The sequence below is a fragment of the Virgibacillus tibetensis genome, from assembly GCF_036026595.1.
In the GTDB taxonomy this organism is placed as follows: Bacteria; Bacillota; Bacilli; order Bacillales; family Amphibacillaceae; genus Virgibacillus_P; species Virgibacillus_P tibetensis.
On the sequence record NZ_JARZFX010000008.1, the window covers coordinates 1 to 18226 of the forward strand.

General features: G+C 33.5%; 20 protein-coding genes, 1 pseudogene and 1 riboswitch. Of the genes and pseudogenes, 13 read left to right on the forward strand and 8 right to left on the reverse strand.

Annotation, left to right across the window (positions count from 1 at the left end; all coding sequences use genetic code 11):
- Positions 1 to 201: 201 nt before the first annotated feature.
- The gene (locus QGM71_RS14505; RefSeq protein ID WP_327608279.1) at positions 202 to 924 is read right to left on the reverse strand and encodes a YczE/YyaS/YitT family protein; all 723 of its coding nucleotides are present in this window, start codon (positions 922 to 924) and stop codon (positions 202 to 204) included.
- A 114-nt stretch (positions 925 to 1038) separates the two neighbouring features.
- On the opposite strand from QGM71_RS14505, the gene QGM71_RS14510 reads away from it, so the two are divergent.
- On the forward strand, positions 1039 to 1911 hold the full coding sequence (locus tag QGM71_RS14510) for a LysR family transcriptional regulator (RefSeq protein WP_327608280.1): 873 nt from the start codon (positions 1039 to 1041) through the stop codon (positions 1909 to 1911).
- Positions 1912 to 2425: 514 nt separating this feature from the next.
- Here the strand turns inward: QGM71_RS14510 and QGM71_RS14515 are convergent.
- Positions 2426 to 3331: a LysR family transcriptional regulator gene (locus QGM71_RS14515; RefSeq protein ID WP_327608281.1), complete on the reverse strand. Its 906-nt coding sequence runs from the start codon at positions 3329 to 3331 to the stop codon at positions 2426 to 2428.
- A 122-nt stretch (positions 3332 to 3453) separates the two neighbouring features.
- Here QGM71_RS14515 and QGM71_RS14520 point away from each other — a divergent pair, with 122 nt between their 5' ends.
- On the forward strand, positions 3454 to 4032 hold the full coding sequence (locus tag QGM71_RS14520; protein WP_327608282.1) for a LysE family transporter: 579 nt from the start codon (positions 3454 to 3456) through the stop codon (positions 4030 to 4032).
- 193 nt (positions 4033 to 4225) lie between these two features.
- Here QGM71_RS14520 and QGM71_RS14525 read toward each other — a convergent pair whose 3' ends face one another.
- Positions 4226 to 4405 (reverse strand): nucleoside transporter C-terminal domain-containing protein, encoded by a 180-nt coding sequence (locus QGM71_RS14525; protein ID WP_327608283.1) that lies wholly within the window; start codon positions 4403 to 4405, stop codon positions 4226 to 4228.
- Positions 4406 to 4537: 132 nt separating this feature from the next.
- A riboswitch (cyclic di-GMP riboswitch) is annotated at positions 4538 to 4621 on the forward strand.
- Positions 4622 to 4638: 17 nt separating this feature from the next.
- Between QGM71_RS14525 and QGM71_RS14530 the strand changes: the two genes are divergently transcribed.
- The 8 genes from QGM71_RS14530 (at position 4639) to QGM71_RS14565 (ending at position 11096) form a co-directional block, all read left to right on the forward strand.
- The gene (locus QGM71_RS14530; RefSeq protein ID WP_327608284.1) at positions 4639 to 5478 is read left to right on the forward strand and encodes a GGDEF domain-containing protein; all 840 of its coding nucleotides are present in this window, start codon (positions 4639 to 4641) and stop codon (positions 5476 to 5478) included.
- Positions 5479 to 5949: 471 nt separating this feature from the next.
- Positions 5950 to 6981, forward strand: a complete 1032-nt coding sequence (locus tag QGM71_RS14535; protein WP_327608285.1) for a S66 family peptidase — start codon at positions 5950 to 5952, stop codon at positions 6979 to 6981.
- 86 nt (positions 6982 to 7067) lie between these two features.
- Complete coding sequence (locus tag QGM71_RS14540; RefSeq protein WP_327608429.1) at positions 7068 to 7538, forward strand: VOC family protein; 471 nt, start codon at positions 7068 to 7070, stop codon at positions 7536 to 7538.
- Between the two features lie 275 nt (positions 7539 to 7813).
- Positions 7814 to 8029 carry a hypothetical protein gene (locus QGM71_RS14545; protein ID WP_327608286.1) on the forward strand — a complete coding sequence of 72 codons (216 nt, stop codon included), beginning with the start codon at positions 7814 to 7816 and terminating at the stop codon, positions 8027 to 8029.
- A 221-nt stretch (positions 8030 to 8250) separates the two neighbouring features.
- Entirely contained in the window at positions 8251 to 8688 is a 438-nt protein-coding gene (locus QGM71_RS14550; protein ID WP_327608287.1) for a hypothetical protein, read from the forward strand.
- A 98-nt stretch (positions 8689 to 8786) separates the two neighbouring features.
- A complete protein-coding gene (locus tag QGM71_RS14555) occupies positions 8787 to 9248 on the forward strand; it encodes a GNAT family N-acetyltransferase (RefSeq protein ID WP_327608288.1) in 462 nt (153 codons plus the stop codon).
- Between the two features lie 171 nt (positions 9249 to 9419).
- On the forward strand, positions 9420 to 10025 hold the full coding sequence (locus tag QGM71_RS14560) for a hypothetical protein (RefSeq protein WP_327608289.1): 606 nt from the start codon (positions 9420 to 9422) through the stop codon (positions 10023 to 10025).
- Positions 10026 to 10256: 231 nt separating this feature from the next.
- Positions 10257 to 11096, forward strand: a complete 840-nt coding sequence (locus QGM71_RS14565; protein ID WP_327608290.1) for an alpha/beta fold hydrolase — start codon at positions 10257 to 10259, stop codon at positions 11094 to 11096.
- Between the two features lie 299 nt (positions 11097 to 11395).
- On the opposite strand, the gene QGM71_RS14570 is transcribed toward QGM71_RS14565, so the two are convergent.
- Positions 11396 to 11971: a Maf family protein gene (locus tag QGM71_RS14570; protein ID WP_327608291.1), complete on the reverse strand. Its 576-nt coding sequence runs from the start codon at positions 11969 to 11971 to the stop codon at positions 11396 to 11398.
- A gap of 965 nt (positions 11972 to 12936) precedes the next feature.
- Here QGM71_RS14570 and QGM71_RS14575 point away from each other — a divergent pair.
- Together QGM71_RS14575 and QGM71_RS14580 are read left to right on the forward strand one after the other, a co-directional pair.
- Entirely contained in the window at positions 12937 to 13413 is a 477-nt protein-coding gene (locus tag QGM71_RS14575; protein WP_327608292.1) for a DUF2975 domain-containing protein, read from the forward strand.
- A 10-nt stretch (positions 13414 to 13423) separates the two neighbouring features.
- The gene (locus QGM71_RS14580) at positions 13424 to 13645 is read left to right on the forward strand and encodes a helix-turn-helix domain-containing protein (protein ID WP_327608293.1); all 222 of its coding nucleotides are present in this window, start codon (positions 13424 to 13426) and stop codon (positions 13643 to 13645) included.
- Positions 13646 to 13928: 283 nt separating this feature from the next.
- On the opposite strand, the gene QGM71_RS14585 is transcribed toward QGM71_RS14580, so the two are convergent.
- The 3 genes from QGM71_RS14585 to QGM71_RS14595 form a co-directional block, all read right to left on the reverse strand.
- A complete protein-coding gene (locus QGM71_RS14585; RefSeq protein WP_327608294.1) occupies positions 13929 to 14432 on the reverse strand; it encodes a GNAT family N-acetyltransferase in 504 nt (167 codons plus the stop codon).
- A 172-nt stretch (positions 14433 to 14604) separates the two neighbouring features.
- Positions 14605 to 15078: an 8-oxo-dGTP diphosphatase gene (locus QGM71_RS14590; protein WP_327608295.1), complete on the reverse strand. Its 474-nt coding sequence runs from the start codon at positions 15076 to 15078 to the stop codon at positions 14605 to 14607.
- 56 nt (positions 15079 to 15134) lie between these two features.
- Positions 15135 to 15890 carry a hypothetical protein gene (locus tag QGM71_RS14595; RefSeq protein WP_327608296.1) on the reverse strand — a complete coding sequence of 252 codons (756 nt, stop codon included), beginning with the start codon at positions 15888 to 15890 and terminating at the stop codon, positions 15135 to 15137.
- 498 nt (positions 15891 to 16388) lie between these two features.
- Here QGM71_RS14595 and QGM71_RS14600 point away from each other — a divergent pair.
- A pseudogene (locus tag QGM71_RS14600) lies at positions 16389 to 16759 on the forward strand (VOC family protein).
- 107 nt (positions 16760 to 16866) lie between these two features.
- On the opposite strand, the gene QGM71_RS14605 reads toward QGM71_RS14600, so the two are convergent.
- Complete coding sequence (locus tag QGM71_RS14605) at positions 16867 to 17781, reverse strand: glycine betaine ABC transporter substrate-binding protein (protein WP_327608297.1); 915 nt, start codon at positions 17779 to 17781, stop codon at positions 16867 to 16869.
- Between the last annotated feature and the right edge of the window lie 445 nt (positions 17782 to 18226).

Below are 18226 nucleotides of genomic sequence, written 5' to 3' on the forward strand. Positions count from 1 at the left end.
AATAGCCGGGGTTTAACGGGAATATAACGACCACCCTACTTAAGAATGGTACCATTATACTTCAAATTTCTGTTGTTTCGTTCTTTTGTTAACTAGTTTTAGGTAAATGTGAGTATCCAAACTTTAGGTATTCAGTACATAATAAAATAGGAAAAAGGCGATTGACATCAAAATACCGACACTTTGACACGAATCTTCATGTTAAGATGAAAGACTCGTGTTTTCTTTTTGAAGTGTCGTATTCGCTTTGGATTCTTTATATAAATCTTCTTTATTTTTATAAATCCACTGCACTAAATACTTTTGATAATTTTTCATTAACCAGCCGACGATTTTACCGATGAAGTACGCTGCAATTAGTGTACCAATACCAATTGATCCTAATGATTGAATGAAAATAATACATACCAAACCTGCCACCCCAACATTTAATAAATCACTGGAAACTTTTGCTTTACCAAATTTCATATTAAATTTATCGCTTATGACATGTGTTAACTCATCATATGGCATTAAAGGGAATTTAGCACTGATATATCCAAATAAACCAATTGCTACAATGAATAAACTAATAATTAAAAATCCCCAGCGCATTACTAATGTTTCAGGTGTGGGTAATAGTTGTAACAGGAATAATGTTACATCCATAAAGAAACCAAATAAAAATGCAATAATTAATTGCACGATAGATTCCCTCAAATGGAATTGTTTACTTAAAATAACTTGTACGATAATAAATAAAACATTTGCGACAACTGTCATAATCCCGACTGATAAACTGGAGGACAGTGAAAATGCATAGGCTAACGAGGAGACTGGCGATACGCCAAGATCTGCCAGTATTGAAAAGCTGACACCGAGTGAAAGAAAAAACAAGCCAAAGATGTACAAAAAAAGTCGCTTCGTCACATTAATATGTTTCATAAAATCCCTCTTTATAAAATAATATAACTTCCATAGTAGCATGGAAGTTGATATATTAAAAATATATATATTTAATATATATCATATGTAAAAGTATATAATGGAGTTGAGGATATGGATATTCGTCAGTTACAGTATTATAAAGAAATCGTTAAACAAGGGAATATTTCGAAAGCAGCTGAAATATTGAACATTGCACAACCCCCATTAAGTCAACTATTAAAAAAATTAGAAACAGAGTTAGGTACAACTTTAATTCACCGCTATCGTCAAAAATGGGAATTGACTGAATCCGGTCAGCTGTTATATCAATATGCAGAACAATTATTAAATCAAATGGAAGAAGTGAAAAGACGTATTGATGAAATTGAAGAAGGTACTACAGGGACGGTACGTATAGGTGTCTCATCTGCATGTTCTAATATGTTAATTGATTACATTGAAGGATTTAGAGAAGAGTTTGCTCAAATCAAAATTAACATTTTTTCTGGGGACTCGGAAGGTTTAATAAAAAAGTTAAAACAAAAAGAAATTGATATTGCTTTACTTTTAAGACCGAGTAATACAGAGCAATATGAGATGAAACCGCTGAAAAAAGAACCTACCATCCTCATTGTTCCTACTAGTTGGACAACCTTACTCTCAGCTCAACCTACGTTAGAGGAAATTGCTCACCTTCCTTTTATAATGCTAGGTGCTATGGAGGGTTACTCCTTGTATGGGAATATATTAAAAGCCTTTGAAGAGCATGAGGTGAAGCTCAATATTATTGTCGAATGCAAAGATATTCCAATGGTTGTTGCACTTGTCAATCGAGGGTTAGGCATCTCCATTATTCCAAGAATGAACTATAAATCCCTGTTCTATGAACAATTAAAGATATTTGAATTCAGGCAGTTTGATTTTAGTGTAGAACCTGTGATAATGAAATTAAAAGATGTACCAATTACAAAAGCAGCATCACAATTTTGGGAGACGGTTAAATAACTCTGAAATATTCATAAAAAAATAGAACTTCCCAAAAATGGAAGCTCTATTTTTCTTTATTTATTAAATACACCTATTACTTGGCTTTGCGCAATCTCTTCAAAAAAATATACCACCAAATTAACATAAATATATAAGCCATAGTAACGTATATTGCCCATAAAGAACCCTGTGCTAAAGAATTAATCAAATGATTTAATTCCGTGCCCGCTGGTTCTTTTAATGTGTTTCGAAAGGTAACCAGCGGTATCGAAAATAGAACTATTAAATTGATAATAGATATTCTTATGTGTTCCTTGCGAAAAAAACTATAAACAATTGCTATAAATGTAATTACCATAACTAAATAAAATACTGAATTTGCTAACACCCCTACACTCATATTAATATCTCCCTATATAACAATATTATGTTTCTTTGAAATTTTAAAAGACAATCCTGTCTCGTTAACTGTAACAATGTTTTTTTTGTGATATTTGCCATTTCTTTTGTTAGCTTTGATGGGCTAATTTTATTATTTATTTTGAGCAGACATTTTTTTATCAGTTTCACTAGCTGAATTTAAAACAAGTTCAACAAAAGCCTCTACTGCTGGAGATAACCACTTTTTCTTTTTTATAAGCATATGGGAATAAATTGGCTCGAATGTTTCATTATGATTTATTATTTTTAGTTTTCCGCTATTTACTTCTTCTTTGACTGTAATGTAAGGTAAAACAGAAAATCCAAGTCCACTCATAACAATCTTTTTGATTGCATCAATACTCCATAACTCCATTGTTTGAAAGCTGTAAATATCATGCTTTAAGAGGTATCTTTCAAACATTTTCCGATAACTGCAACCTTCTTCATTTGTGATGAAAAAATGGGTGTTATCTTTTTTATATTCGTCAAAGTGGTCCAGATCATCATTACTACTCACAAGGACAATCTTCTCCTCTAATAGTGAGTAATGTAAGCATTTTTCGGCTTTTATTTCTGGATAAACCATGAATGCAACATCTACTTTCCCACTTATTAAGTCAGTTTGGTTTTGCCCACATGTACCGTTGGTTAGTATTAATTTGACGTTAGGAAATTTCATGGAATATTCCTTTATTATTGGACCTAACCTAGAGATTGTCAAAGACTCTGGTGCAGCCACTTTCAGTACACCTTTGACTTCGTGGGTGCTCCGCATGTTCTTAATCTGTTCGTGAGTAGACAGTAAATCCTCTGCTAAAGGTATTAACTCTCTACCTAAATGAGTAAGCTGCAAATTTCTATTTACATACGTAAAAAGTTCCCCACCAATTTCACGTTCAAGTGCCTGGATATGAGAGGTTAAAGTAGATTGAGTATAACCCAATTTAGAGGCAGATCCTGTATAACTTTCTACTTCTACAATGGTCATAAATGTTATAAGATGTCTAATTTCCATATCATATCTCACCTTCGTTTTTTTAATGTATCGAAAAAAATGATAATGCTTTTTTAAATTTCAATTTTATTTATCATACAATGAAAGCTATCCATAGTAAATTAGCAAATGAAGGTGAATTTATGAGTATAGTAGCGTTTCTTTCTTATGTGATGGTTACATCAATTACTCCTGGTCCAAGTAACATTTTGATGATGAATGAAGCACGTAAATATGGTTTTGTGGGATCTTGGAAGTTTAGTAGCGGAATCTTAGCGGGATTTGCCGTGCTTGGAACAATCAGTGGAGTAGCTACAACAGGATTATACAATTGGATTCCTGTAGTAGAGCCATATTTTAAAATAGCTGGTGCAGTATATCTACTCTATTTGGCTTGGCAGGTGGGTCTACCAAAAAGTTCCAAAGATAATTTTAGTGACGTGAAATCTTCTTTTTTATCAGGTTTTATCATTCAAATCATAAATGTCAAAAGCATTTTGTTCTTGTTAACTGTGATGAGTGCTTTCATACTGCCGTTCAATAATTCTATTAAATCCATTGTTTTTTATTTAACATTAGCAATTTTCCTAGGTTGGTTAGCATTACTTCTGTGGTCAGGGTTTGGCTCGCTATTTAAAAAAGTTTTTGCGAAGCATGATAGGGCATTTCGGTTAATTATGTGCTTGTTATTGATTTATTCTGCGGTTACTATTTTTTTGTAAAAATCCAATAGCTTAACAATCATTCTTCTTCAACTTCTTAAAAATTGAAAAAGGGCTTCTATGAAAAAACGGAAATTTTAATAATTTATAAAGAAAAACTATCCTTATCCAATAGAATGGAATAAGGATAGTTTAAAAGGTTTTTAAGAGAGTTAACCTTACTGAACTCAGTCTAGTATATACGTTGTTCTTTTTAGATAAACATATTTACAAAAATAGCTGTAATAAATCTTGCCATAGTACCAGCGATAATGGCTTTGAAACTCAGAGATGAAATTTGTTTTTTCTTTGATGGTGCTATGGAACCAAGACCTACAATTAATTGTCCAATAGAAGATAGGTTCGCGAAGGCCGTATGTGCGAAAACGCACACAACTTCAAACTCTTACCTAAAGCTAACGGTTAGTTCAATAAGAGACAATGGATACAGAGGGAAATTAGATTATTTAGCAAAACCTTGGAAACATCGCATCTAATTGTTGTATACTTATCTACTTAGCAACTCTTTTGAAAAAGGCAAAATTATCGAAAGGTAATGACGCAAAATCACAGGTCTAAAGCATTAAGCAATGATGGCTGGATTACCGAAAGGAGAAACGAAAGCAATTGAAAAGAAAAGGTTTATACTACTTAATAATTATTTTATTTACGTTTTCCCCTGTTGTTATGGACACGATTTTATCTAATGAAGCGAATAGACATTTTCCAAGGACTTGGACGCTCTTTCTAATTCCGACTATCCTGATAGCTTATATGTATCCGAAATGGAAAGTAATTGTAGGAGCTAGCATCTTTTACACTGCTTTGAAGTTCACAACGGAGGTCGCTCAGAAAACTAGCACTGAGACATATGTGATGATAGAACTTACCACTGGTTCAGTTATTAATTGGTCCGTCGTTCTGTCTGTTGGATATTTCATGAATAAATCTTCCAAATTGTTAAATAAAGTAGAAGAATTAACGATTACAGATGCATTAACTGGAATTTATAATCGAAGGTATTTTGATTTTATTATGGAAAAGACAATTCCTTTTAGTAAAAAGAATAACACCCCTTTGATTTTTATGCTGTTAGATATAGACCATTTCAAGAAAGTTAACGATAATTTTGGTCATCAATGTGGTGATGAAGCACTTAAGCATATTTCAGATATTATTGGAAGCAATGTAAGAGACACAGATGCTTTTGTACGTTTTGGAGGCGAAGAATTTGCAGTTATTATGCCAAATACCGATGTTGATGAAGGACTAATAATAGCGGAACTTATACGTGAGGCTATAGAAAAATCGGGTTTCACTTATAACAATGAACGTATATATTTTACAATCAGCATTGGAGTATCTTCTTACAATGGAGAGGAAATAGAAGAATTTATCGAAAAGACCGACACCGCGTTATATAAAGCAAAAGAAAACGGTAGAAATCAGATAGCAATTTTTAATTGATAGGGCTTGGAACTAATAATTTTTATATTAAATAGTGGAGGTTTATATTTTAAAGTAAATCTCTACTTTTGTACTAACAGTATGGAAGTAACTGAATTACAAGATGATGGTGATCATAACTTTTTTGATTTTTACGACTTAGACAATAATAAATTGCAAGTTTGCTTTTGGAAGTATGTGAAACAACAAAGCACCTTTTATTAGTTACTTCAACTATATGATGCCAGAGGTAAATGATTGAGATCAAATCGGCTATAAGAGTTGAAACAAATAAGATTATAAATGATGGTCTTTTTCTTTTTTTAATTTCAGAAATTTGCAATTATAATTTTGGGCATTATGTTATTATTTGATTATAGATACTTAACTAAATCACAGCATTTATTCATGAAATACAGTAGGTAATTTGATGTTTTATAGAAATTATAATCCATACTTAAATAATCGAGTTATATAAGAGAGGGAGTTAATATGTTAATTAAGCCAAAAAAATTGCAGGCAGGAGATCGTGTTGCAACAGTAAGTCCTTCTTGGGGAGGAGCAGGAGAACCAGACCTTAGATGGAGGTATGAACAAGGTGTAAAAAGAATAGAGGGGATTTTTAGACTGGAAGTTACCCCTATGCCTAATAGTTTGAAAGGGGGAGACTATCTTTATAAAAATCCACAAGCTCGTGCTGAAGATTTGATGATGGCATTTAAGGATGAAAGTATAAAAGGAATCATTGCAAATATTGGTGGAGACGATAGCATTCGCTTACTTCCCTATATTGATTTTGACATTATACGTGAAAATCCGAAAGTTTTTATGGGGTACTCTGATGTGACCATTTCACATTTATTTTGTCATAAAGCTGGAATTTCTTCTTTTTATGGTCCAGCAATCTTAACCGATTTTGCTGAAAACGTGGAGATGGATCCATATACGATTGATATGGTGAATCGAACGCTCTTTTCTAATGAGACTATTGGTGAAATTCAACCAGCTAATGAATGGACAAGTGAGCGTTTAGAATGGGTAGAAGAGAATAAGAACATTCGACGGACGATGCGGAAAAATTCAGGTTACGAGGTACTTCAGGGATCAGGTGTAACACGGGGACATTTGATTGGTGGTTGTATTGAAGTACTAGAGTTTGCAAAAGGAACAGAACTTTGGCCTGAGAAAATATTTTGGGAGAACAGCATAATTTTCTTTGAAACATCGGAAGAAAAACCAGATCCAAATCTTATTATGTATTGGCTACGAAATTATGCTGTGCAAGGCATTCTACAAAAAGCAAATGGAATCATTTTTGGTAAACCACAAGATGAGAAGTATTACGATGAATATAAAGAAGAAATTCAAAAAGTAATGAAGGAATTTAATTTGGAGGATTTGCCGATTCTTTATAACTTGAATTTTGGCCATACCGAACCGAAATCTATATTATCATATGGTGCAATGGCTGAAATTAATTGTGAAAAGAAGACTTTCAAGATTCTAGAAAGTGGAGTTGAATAAATTTCGAAAAGGAAAATGGATAAATGCTTATTACATGATATGGTGGAATAATTGAAGATAAAATACATATCAAAGGAGTGGGAGTAATAATAAAAGGATTATACGAGGCACATTTACCTGTAAAAAATTTAGAAGTGTCAATTAAATTTTACCAAAAATTAGGTTTAAAGTTTGCTTGGCGTGATGAAGACACTGCATTCTTTTGGATAGAAGAAAATAAAAGTTGGTTAGGATTGTGGGAAGGAAAGGAGTATCAGACTTCATATCACCCATCTTTAAGACATATTGCTTTTCGAGTTACTTACGAGGATTTAAAAAAGTCTATAAAATGGCTTGAATCCATCCAAGTTGAAGCTGTAACGTTTGGAAGTAGAACATCGATTGAGCCATTTGTAAGACCACATCAGGGAAATGCTTCTGTCTATTTTGATGACCCAGATGGAAATAGTTTAGAATTGATGTGTTATATTGAAGTTCCTAATGAATTAAAACATTATACTGAAAAGTTGTCATTTGAAGATTGGGAAGAGTTACTAGTAAATAGTATATTGAGATAAAAAGAAGCAACAGTAAGGATATTACTTTTTCAACAAACTGGTGGAACCAAAAAGAAGGTTAGGATGGTATTAAAGCTATTCTGATACATTAACCTAATTTATTAAAGGAAAAGTTATACCGCTAGCCATGTTGTTAAAGGGTTATCCATTAATCATATTGTTATACAACATAATAAGGAATCTTGAGTTAAAATTTCGCTTTTAATAAAAAAATGTCAGTGGTATGAACGATATTATTGCCTCTTTTGGGCATATTACCATTTGAGGTGATAATCGTGAGTAAGAAAAAAGAACAAGATCCAAAAAGAATCAATGTGGAGTTGGGTGGAATGGGTCTTTATGGAACAACTTCCAATGCAGAGGTCGGGGGTTACAAGGCTTCTGGCGACATTGAAAATGCAGGAAGGTTAGATAAAGGTTTCCAAAAAGTTGAAGAAGATGACCTTAACCCCAAAGCTTCAATTAAAGAAGGAGATCAAAAGGGCTATTAGGCTTTATTTCCAATTTACTACAAAAGCTCTTTACATTAATTACTCCAAAGAAGAAGGATGGTTCCAAAGCGGATACCATCCTTCTTTTTGAATTAGTAGTCAACAATCCCCCTGTAACCAAGTTATATGGCAAAATTTAAATAGTAAATAAAAAGAAACAACTTATAAATCTCTCTTGTACTAACTGGGTGCCATCCTCAAAAGAAGGAGAAGCACCTTTTTTGTCGAATTTATACAAGGAGCAGAAGAGCTGGAGAAGAAAAGGGGGAGAAAAACTAATGGTTACAGAGAAAAAGACGCTAAAAGATTGGGTTGTTTTCTTAGTTTTAGTCTTATTTATAGTTGGTGGTTCAACGTATTACCTGTATTTCTTTACACCTAAAAATTCACTTGAACTGTATCAAGAATTGACATATGCAGACAGTTTTGAGGAAATACAAAAACTAATCTTAGATGGTTACGAAGACAATTTTACAGAAAAAGATTTCAACTATATTCAAGTTAACTCAGCAAATATGATAGGACAATTTACTCTTTTTGATTATAATAATAAGTCTTATGTAATTATGACTTCTCCAGGAACAGAAAGGTTAAAAATTCTTGCAGTAGCAGAATTACCAGATGATATCAGGGAATTCTTTTCAGTACTATTAAAATAAACCTTTTCTCACGAAGCCAGCAAATAGAAAATTGTCCCTTATGCACATCGGGTGCTAGCGTTAAACAAGGGAAATGATATTTTTCAAGGGGTGATAATGTGCAATTTGAGGGAATTAATTTTGAGAAACATCAAAACGAAGTAGTCAAATTTCGTAAAGACTCATTTAGAGTTAGCTTTGGAAATACCTCGAATTTTGAGAAAGAAGAGTATCTAAGTTGGTTAAAAGAGAAAACAAACGATTTTCCTGAGGGCTTTATTTTAGTTAAAGAAGGTGGAGAATATATTGGACAACTTGAATTATCCATTCGAGAATATGAAGGTAGGAACATCGGATATGTTCATTTATATTATTTAATACCTGAAATACGAGGAAAGGGTAAAGGAGCAAAATTACACAATTATGCAAGAGATTTTTTTAAGAAGAATAAAGTCGGTGAGTACCACCTAAGAGTATCACCAAATAATACCTCTGCAATTTCGTTTTATCAAAAAAACGGAATGGAAGAGATAGGTTCAGAAGTTGAAGGCAAGGTTATAAGATTGAAGGGGTATTTATAACACTTGTTGCGCTAACTGGTGTTTTACTTAAATAGCGATTACTTGTACTGTTGTTGATTTAACAGGCGGGTTTGCTAAAGAAGAGTTTGGACAGTGGAAAGAGTAGGGGGAAGTAACGCGGCAGTTTACTTGACTGAGATTTAGATCAGAAAAATAACTGAAAGGTGGGGAATGAAAATAAAAAAGATACTTGCGATACTTCTATTAGTCTTACTTGTATTTGCTTTAGGCGCTTGTAATAACGATTCTAACTCAAACACTATTTCTAGTGCTGAATTAACAGCGAGAGAAAACGCCATACTTTCAACTACTTCAGATAAATCATTTGTATTTGATTTCAATATAGACAGTGAATACAAAGAAATTTCTGTATGGATTGAGAAATATGAATTAGGTAAATTGGTTGATGATAAATTAAGTCATGTAACAACGGAGGTAGAGCAAGGTGGCTCGATTATTTTTGCAACCTCAAAAAATGATAATGAAAAGAAAAATACCATTAATATTGGAATTGATAGTAACGGCGGCACGGCTTCAATAAGTGGTTTTGATACAAATTCCAATGGCATAGAAAAAATGTCGAGTGTATGGGGTAATTTTCAAGGAAAGAAAACCTTGAACGAAGGCGAAGTAGTATTAGCAAATATTAGTTATTCTAATGATGAAAATGGCATGAGTTCGCTTACGGCGGATTATTATGATGATGTTGAGAGTCATATGAATGAGTTAAAGGAATATGACGTTGCTTATCTACTAAAAGCTGAATTTTTTAAGTAAGTGCCCGTGTAAAAACATTAAGCTAACTGGTGCGATCCTTCAAGTGAAGCCGAAAAATAGATGTAGTTTCAAAAAACTAAAGCGAATTTTTGGCTTCAACTTTCTGGTGCAAGAATTAAACAGGGCGATTATCGAAACGGTCGTCTTTAACCTTTAAACAGTGTTTTTTTAATATTAAGCTAGTATTTATCATGCAGTAATTTTAATAAGAGGTAGCTTGGGGGGATTAGTATGTGGAAACAGTACCTTATTGAGACAAGTAGAGGAATCTTTGAATACTTCCAAAAAGGAAATGGAAATCCTCTATGTGTAACACACTTGTATAGCGAATTTAATACTAAAGGAAATACATTTGCATTGCCATTTACTGAGAACTATTCAGTTTACTTAATAAATTTAAAGGGTTGTGGTGAATCTGATAAAGCTGAGCAGGACTCAGAATATAGTATGTCTGAAACAGTGAAAGATTTAGAAGCAATTAGAGATGCCTTAGAAATTCAAAAATGGGGATTTGCTGGGCATTCAACAGGCGGAATGCTTGCGTTAAAATATACAACAATGGCAGAGGAAAGTTTGACTAAAATTGTTGCAGGTGGTCTATGTGCATCAGCAGAGTACATGTATCATCCGGGGAGTATTTATTGCAAAGATAATCCGAATAATGCCCGTATTAAAGAAATTATAAACTTACTCGATTCATCCGAAACCCCGATAGAGGAAAGAAGAGCACTAAATAAAGAATGGATGTTGATGTCAATCTTTAACCCTAATCAATATGAGGAAATAATGAACCGACCGAACAGTGGAAAAGTTGTCAGTCCACGTTTAAATTACTTTTCATACAAAGAGTTAAAAACCTATGATTTAAGAAAAATATTGTCAAACGTTTCCATTCCGGCTTTTATCTACTGTGGACGATATGATGCACAATGTCCCCACGAATTTTCAAAAGAAGCAGCAGATTTAATGCCAAATGCGACAATGACAACGTTTGAACTAAGCAATCATAACCCATTTGTAGAAGAGGAGGAGGAATTTAAAAAATTTGTTAATAGCACTGTAGACTATTAGGTTATATACTTAAAGATTATTTGTTTTTACACAACTGCTTTAGCACAATAAGGAGATCGCCTACACACGGTGGTCTTTCTTCGGGTAACGGGGCATGCAGAAAATATTTTCATTTGATTCTGATATCTTTTTGCTTTCTAAACATCGCACGATACTAGCGCAAGAATAAACGAAGACTCCTCGAATATGTAAAAGAACCTTATAATAGAATGTAGTCAGTGAGTTACTATTAACTGTTGTTAGCAGAAGGTCAGAAATGAATTTGAAGAGGGATGGTGGTTTTCTCTCTGCCTTCCTATTTATTCTCCTGGATACACAGAAAATTTCCTGAGTTCCCTGACTACGCGAGAGATCGGCAAACCTGCGACACTGTAGTAATCCCCGATAATTTTCTTTACGAACATGGCCCCAATACTTTGAATCCCGTAAGCACCTGCCTTGTCGTATGGATCATCCGTGGAAATATACCAGTCAATTTCATCTTCAGTTAGTGGCCAAAATTCTACCTTTGTTCGTTCCGCAAATACAACTTCATCATCGTGTGAACGAATCATGACACCAGTAAATACCTCGTGAACATCACCGCTTAACGCAGAAATCATTTGAGCAGCCTCCTCCTTATTGGTAGGCTTTTCAAAGATTACTCGGTTGTAGGAAACAACCGTATCAGCAGAGACAATCACTTCATCCTTATGCTTTATCGGAACATTACGACCTTTTAATGATGCTAATTGTTTTACCTTCTCAAGCGGGTCATCTGTCCTGATTTGTGATTCATCTATATTTTGGCTTCGGAGAGTAAAAGGTATCTTCACTTGGTTTAATAACTCCTGCCTTCTTGGTGAAGCAGATGCCAGGATAAGCTTTTTTGTCATAGTTATTCCTCCTTGCAGGGTAGTCATATCTCGTTTAGTTTATCATTAGAGAGAGGTGGGTTAAAGTCGAAGCATTCCATGTCTTAGTCACTCCGACGGTAGTCATGTGGTCACTGGAATACGCACAGTTACGTAGAACTGGGCAAACCTTTGGTTACAAGCAACTGGGACTACCCTTGAGAGCTAAGAGGGGTCAGAACGGAGTACCAGCCAGATTATGATACGTCCTGTTGCTTGATAATAAATCCTTCCTCATCTATGTCAATAATCCCATAATGAGCATAAGGTTCATTAAAGCAACCAACGGAACCAGAGTTAAAAAATGTTTTATTATTACATGTAAATAGATGGTTGCTATGGCCATGGCCCAGAGCAAATCAGTGAAAAGTTATTCAAACCATCTATTCCTATGAAATTTTATGGATGAAGGCATACCCGTTAAATCAAAAGAATCTTTATTAATATGGACATCGTATAATGACTGATTCATTGGATAATGAATCAAATGTAGGCTTTGTTCATAGATAATAGATTCCCCATATTTATTATAAAATCCTGCCCTTAGTAAAAAGACCGCCATAATGACGTTCTTATTGTTGTGTTAAAGTGGAGCAAGGAGATAATAAAAACAGGCAAATTTTAATTTACCTGTTTTGCGAAAATCACCTAATTCTCTTTGGTAAAATCAATGATACGTATATAATTACCTGAATTGTCTTTATAGATTGCATAACGACCTGGCGGTGGAAAGAGATATGGTAGCAGTCCTAGATGGAAGATAAAGAGTTTTATAAAAAACAAGCATTATCAGCCTATAGAGCATTTCTTTATATGAGGAATGCTTTTTTTGGCCTAATATAAAGTAATATCTCAATAAAAATATAATATAGATCAATAAATATTTATTGATAAACGATAAATTTTATGGTAACATCAAATTTATAATAAATAAATGAGGTGCTTTTATGAAACGAGGAACAACACTCTTCTTAAAGATAGCTGTTATTTTTATTGGAATTCCAGTTCTTGCTTTATGTATAGTTGGTTTGCCTTGGTTAGCTAATAATCCAGTAAATCCAGATTATGCCCATATACTATATCCAATTTTAATAGGTATATATGTATCAGTAATACCGTTCATCATTGCGTTGTATCAGGCTTTTAAACTATTAAGCTATATTGACAAGAATAAAGCTTTCTCGGAGTTGTCTGTTAAATCTCTAAAGAACATCAAATTCTGTGCAATAACAATCAGTGGTCTGTATGTGGTGATTATGCCATTTGTTTATCTCGTAGCAGAGCTAGACGATGCCCCGGGTCTCATCATAGTTGGAACGGTTCCCGCGTTTGCTTCCATGGTGATCGCAGTTTTTGCTGCTGTTCTTCAAAGGTTATTACAACAAGCGATTGATATAAAATCAGAAAATGACTTAATAGTCTGAGGTGAAAACAATGGCAATTATAATCAATATTGATGTAATGCTGGCTAAAAGGAAAATGAGCGTAACAGGACTTTCGGATAGGGTTGGAATAACAATGGCTAATCTTTCTATACTGAAAAATGGAAAGGCAAAAGCGATTCGATTTTCAACATTAGAGGCAATTTGTAAAGCACTAGAATGTCAGCCTGGAGATATTTTGGAGTACAAAAGTGATATAGAAATTCAAAAGTAATACAACAACAATTCCTTTGGCTGGTGCAGTATTGTTTTATTAAGTCCAGCCCGAATTGTGCAGGTTAGTCGAAGAAAGATGAAAAAGATAACTACGATTATAGTTCAAGTACTAAAACCCAAAAGGGGAGCAATTTGCTTTTTATTCCACTTAAATGAAGTATTGCAAATATTATATTTTTGCAAATCTAGCACCCCCCGCATAATATTCTTATTTAACTCTTCTCCCTATACAAAAAAATAGCTATCGTTCGTTCTCATCTTTAACGCGCGCCCAAATTAATTCAATAAGAATATAGTTTTCTTGAATATCGTAATGATATCTGTTTTTCTCCTGTTTCAATTTCTTTGATTCTTTTTTCTTTATATAAAAATCCTCTTGCTTCATAAAATGGGATACCTCTATGATTATCTTTTTGTACAGAAACCCATTGTTCAGAAATCCCTTCCCTAATTTGTTGTTGAGTTAATGATTCAAGTAGCTTTTTTCCTACCCCTTTATATCTAATCTTTTCGTCAACATAAAGTACATATATTTCTCCTGCATTTGAATTCGTTTTTCCACCACCAATTACCCCGACAATTTCTGAATTAAGGAATCCTATGTAAGAATAAAATCCTGCCTCTATGTCATTTTTAACACGTTCGTTGTTGTACCAATACTCTACATTCTTCATTTGATATTCTTCACTTAACATTCCTTCTACGGTTTGTTTCCAGCCTTTTGAGCAAATATTAGCAATAGCTTCTGAATGTATTGTTCTAGGTTTTTTGATAACGATATCCATTTACTCAACACCTCTTTTCAATTTAGATAATCCTTTTTTAACTAACACGCCAGGTAGATCAACTGCCTTTTATTTAACATTAACATAATATTCCTAACGTTATTCAAAAAGGAAAAGACAATCAAATTATGATTGCCTTGTTTAACTCTCGCAGCAGTTTGTTAAGAGACAATCAAGTTTTTTTAATAAACACTTCTTCAGGACTATCTTTTTCTTCGTTCCAGACGGTGTGGATTTCAAATGTACCTGGTTCGAAAAATAAATCAAATCTCATCCTAATATCTTCTTGCATCGGTAAATCTTTTGCTTCTTCAATTTTAACCCAATGTAATTCGCCTTCTGGTGGATTTTCAAATAATTCTCCTGTAAAATCCTTTGTCCAATAGTTCATCATAATATATCGTTTATTTACTGATGGGTTAACATAATCTGAAATACTTTTAAATACTAAATTTCTTACTTTAAGACCAGTTTCTTCTTTAACCTCACGAATGGCTCCATCTACAAAGCTTTCTGGAAAGTCTACTCGTCCACCAGGAGGTATAAATCCTTTAAAATAGTCATGCTGTCTATCTAATAGTAAAACTTTATCACTATCTTGTATCATAACAACTGTCCAAAATTTATAAGTAATATCTTGTCCCATACTGACCTCCAATACATGTTCTTATTGAGCTAAACTACCAGTTAATGCAGTAAAATTTATTTTTTATCTATAACCTCTTTAACCTCTTTTAGTGAACTATCTGAAAGTGAATATATAGTGTAAGTGTCTTTTGTATTCATAATTCTTCCATTATTTTCTGTAACCCAAAGAAAGTACGATTCTTCAGCTAGACTGAATGTATACTCGGGATAAGCAATATAAGAAATACCTTGTTCCTTATTTGAATCACTGATTGCTCTACTGAATATATCTATTTCATTTGTTTCTTTTAATTTTATATGTTCCAATTTTGCGTTTGGGTTAACTTTAACCAAAGGCTTAATGTTTTCTGCAAAAGTGGTAACTACCTCTCGATCAATTGTGCGATTCTTATCATAAAGTTCTATAATAACTGCTTCGTCTTTTTCTATTATTTTTCTTATTTCATCTATTGTAAAATCTTTTTTTATTTCCTTAGAACCACCTGTAACAATGGTCCTTGCTTCATCATTTCGCAAAAGCTGTGTTTTATATGTTTCAGGAACTTCGATTTTTTCCGTAGCGATCAAATCGCTAATATGAGCGTCTTGAATAATAAATCTAACTTTGTATTCTTGCTCTGACTCCATTCCATAATCGTTAATCTGTACTCGAAAATGCAATTCTCTATCTTCAGGGTTTTGTAGTGAACCAAATTCAACAGAGGAACTTTCAATAACAAGACCCTTTAACTTTTCATCCTCTTTTTGACAAGCAGACAAACTGACAAAAAGCATACTAATAAAAATTATGAAAATAAATATATTCCTCAATTGCTTCACCCTTTCCAGTGAGGTTTCTCCGTATGCGATTCAAGTAACCATTTAGTTCAGAAACGGAATTTTCACAATCATCTATATTTAGTTTAGCACAAAATAATAATTACCTTTGTAACTTTTTAATAAGAGTTAAAATAAAGTAGCGATTAGCAATAATATTAGCAACAATTAGGAAGGGAATTTTTAATATAATCGCAGAAGTGGATAATGATCCTTTTATAGTACCTGTATTTTCGGAAATGAAGTACACAGGATAGTACAGAATTAGTTAATCTAATTCCAGCCGATGAAACATAATCCTTGGCATAGTTTTTACCACTGGGATGAGAAAAAATGTACCAATGAATGACAGACTGCTTACCACTTCAGCCTTCTGGATGTCAAAGCTAAAAATCCATAGTTTTTAAAAAAATGTTATATTTGTTGTACAAATTTGGTTGATTTTCAACAAGAATATTTTTCAGTAAACGTAACGTGCCATATTAGGGAAGAATGGAGAACATTGAAAAGTCAGTAGAGTTTTATCAATCACTAGGTCTAAGGAAGGCTTGGGAAACATTTCAGGATAAAGAAAAACAGTGGACACTTGTAGGTATTAGGTATCCACAAGGTAGCAGTTAGTTTTAAAGAATAATCCTAATTTAAAATTCTCCGAAACTGAAATTGTGGTTGAAGATGTTAGGGAGCTTTATGAATCATTAAAGTCTAATTCTGAAGTTCAATGGATTCGTACTCCATTCCCTAATTCTTTAGGTGGACATGTAGCTGTAATGCAAGCGCCGGATGATAATGTATTTGTGTTAGTAGGAAAATATAATGGAATGGAAAGTTCAAAATTGACTGTTCCGGACACGACATATTAAAAACAAACATAATGGGGCAACCATTTTACAAATAGTGAGCGTACACATAATGAAAAGGGACAGATCACTTACTTTATAAAGCAAGCAAATCTGACCCTGAAATAGTGTTATTCCTTTGGTTGCAAATCCTCTATCGAATCAATGTCCATATATTCAGGAACAACCAAACCAACTCTGGCACCTGTTAAGTTTTCACCTAGATCAATAAAGTCATCCTCATATTGTTCAAAGAAAGCGCCGTGTGTGACAGGTAACCATGGAGCAAGCGATACATCACCTTCACCGCTAGCGATAGATTGGAACATAATTGCTGGATCGACAGGTGTTATTGTTACCTGATACCCTTGTTGTTCCAATACATACTTCATTACTTCTCCGGAAGCAAGTTCTGATTCCCACGGGGTTGATGTAATTTCGATTTCTTTTCCTTCTACTTTTTCAACGCCTTCTGTCCACTCGCTTACTTTATCCTGATTTTCTTCTACCCATTTTTTGGCTGCTTCCTCAAATGAAGTGTCTTGTGCATCAAACATGACTGTTTCCATGTCTTCAGGCTCCCAGTAGAAACGATCGAGAATTTCATAAGCATTAGGCATATCCTCTTCCAAACCATTTCTTACTATTGTATTTATGTTCTCGACTTCACCAAATGTACCTTTCGGATCCTCTAAATATTTTAAATCATAAGAAGCAAACATCCAGTGTGGATTCCAACCTGTTACAATAATTGGTTCTTCGTTCTTAATTGCCTCACCTAGCTCGATTAACATACCTGCAGTTGAGCTTTCTGAAAGATCCCAACCCTCTAAGCTGTCATATTCATCTAAAGTATCATGTGTAAGACCCATCATTCCTGCGCCAGGCTCAATCCCTGTAATTGTATAACCTACCTCTTCACCATAATTAGCAGTATCTTCTCCTGCATTCCCGTTATCTTTTGCTTCTTCTTCATCACCACAGCCAGCTAACAGTAGAGAAAAAGATAAGCCAAGCGTAATACCAATTGACTTTAATTTTTCCATTTTACCTTCCTCCTTCAAACTTAAAAAGAACCATACATCATGGTATGTTCTACTGTTTCCATCTTAGTTTAAACTTAACTAAATTATTAATTTTGACAGCACATTTAGGTATATTACTATAGATATTGTTTCCAGTAAACTTGGATAAAACTCCGTATTATAGAATTTAAGGTAAAAAAAAGTTACATTTCATCGATTAAATTATATATATCATAGAAATAATCGTTTATCTTACGCAATAGGTGAAATTTTAACTGGAATTTCATTTTAACAACAATAGTTATTCGTTGTCCAAAATCTCTTTTATTGCTAGCAGAGACTTCCTCAAAGATTGATAGATTGAGCAACAAAGTTTAAAGGGGATAAACTTAAATGAAAAACCAGTCACTCGTTAGTGATGGAGAAATTATTGTATTTCATATAGTCTTCAACTAATTCAAAGCAT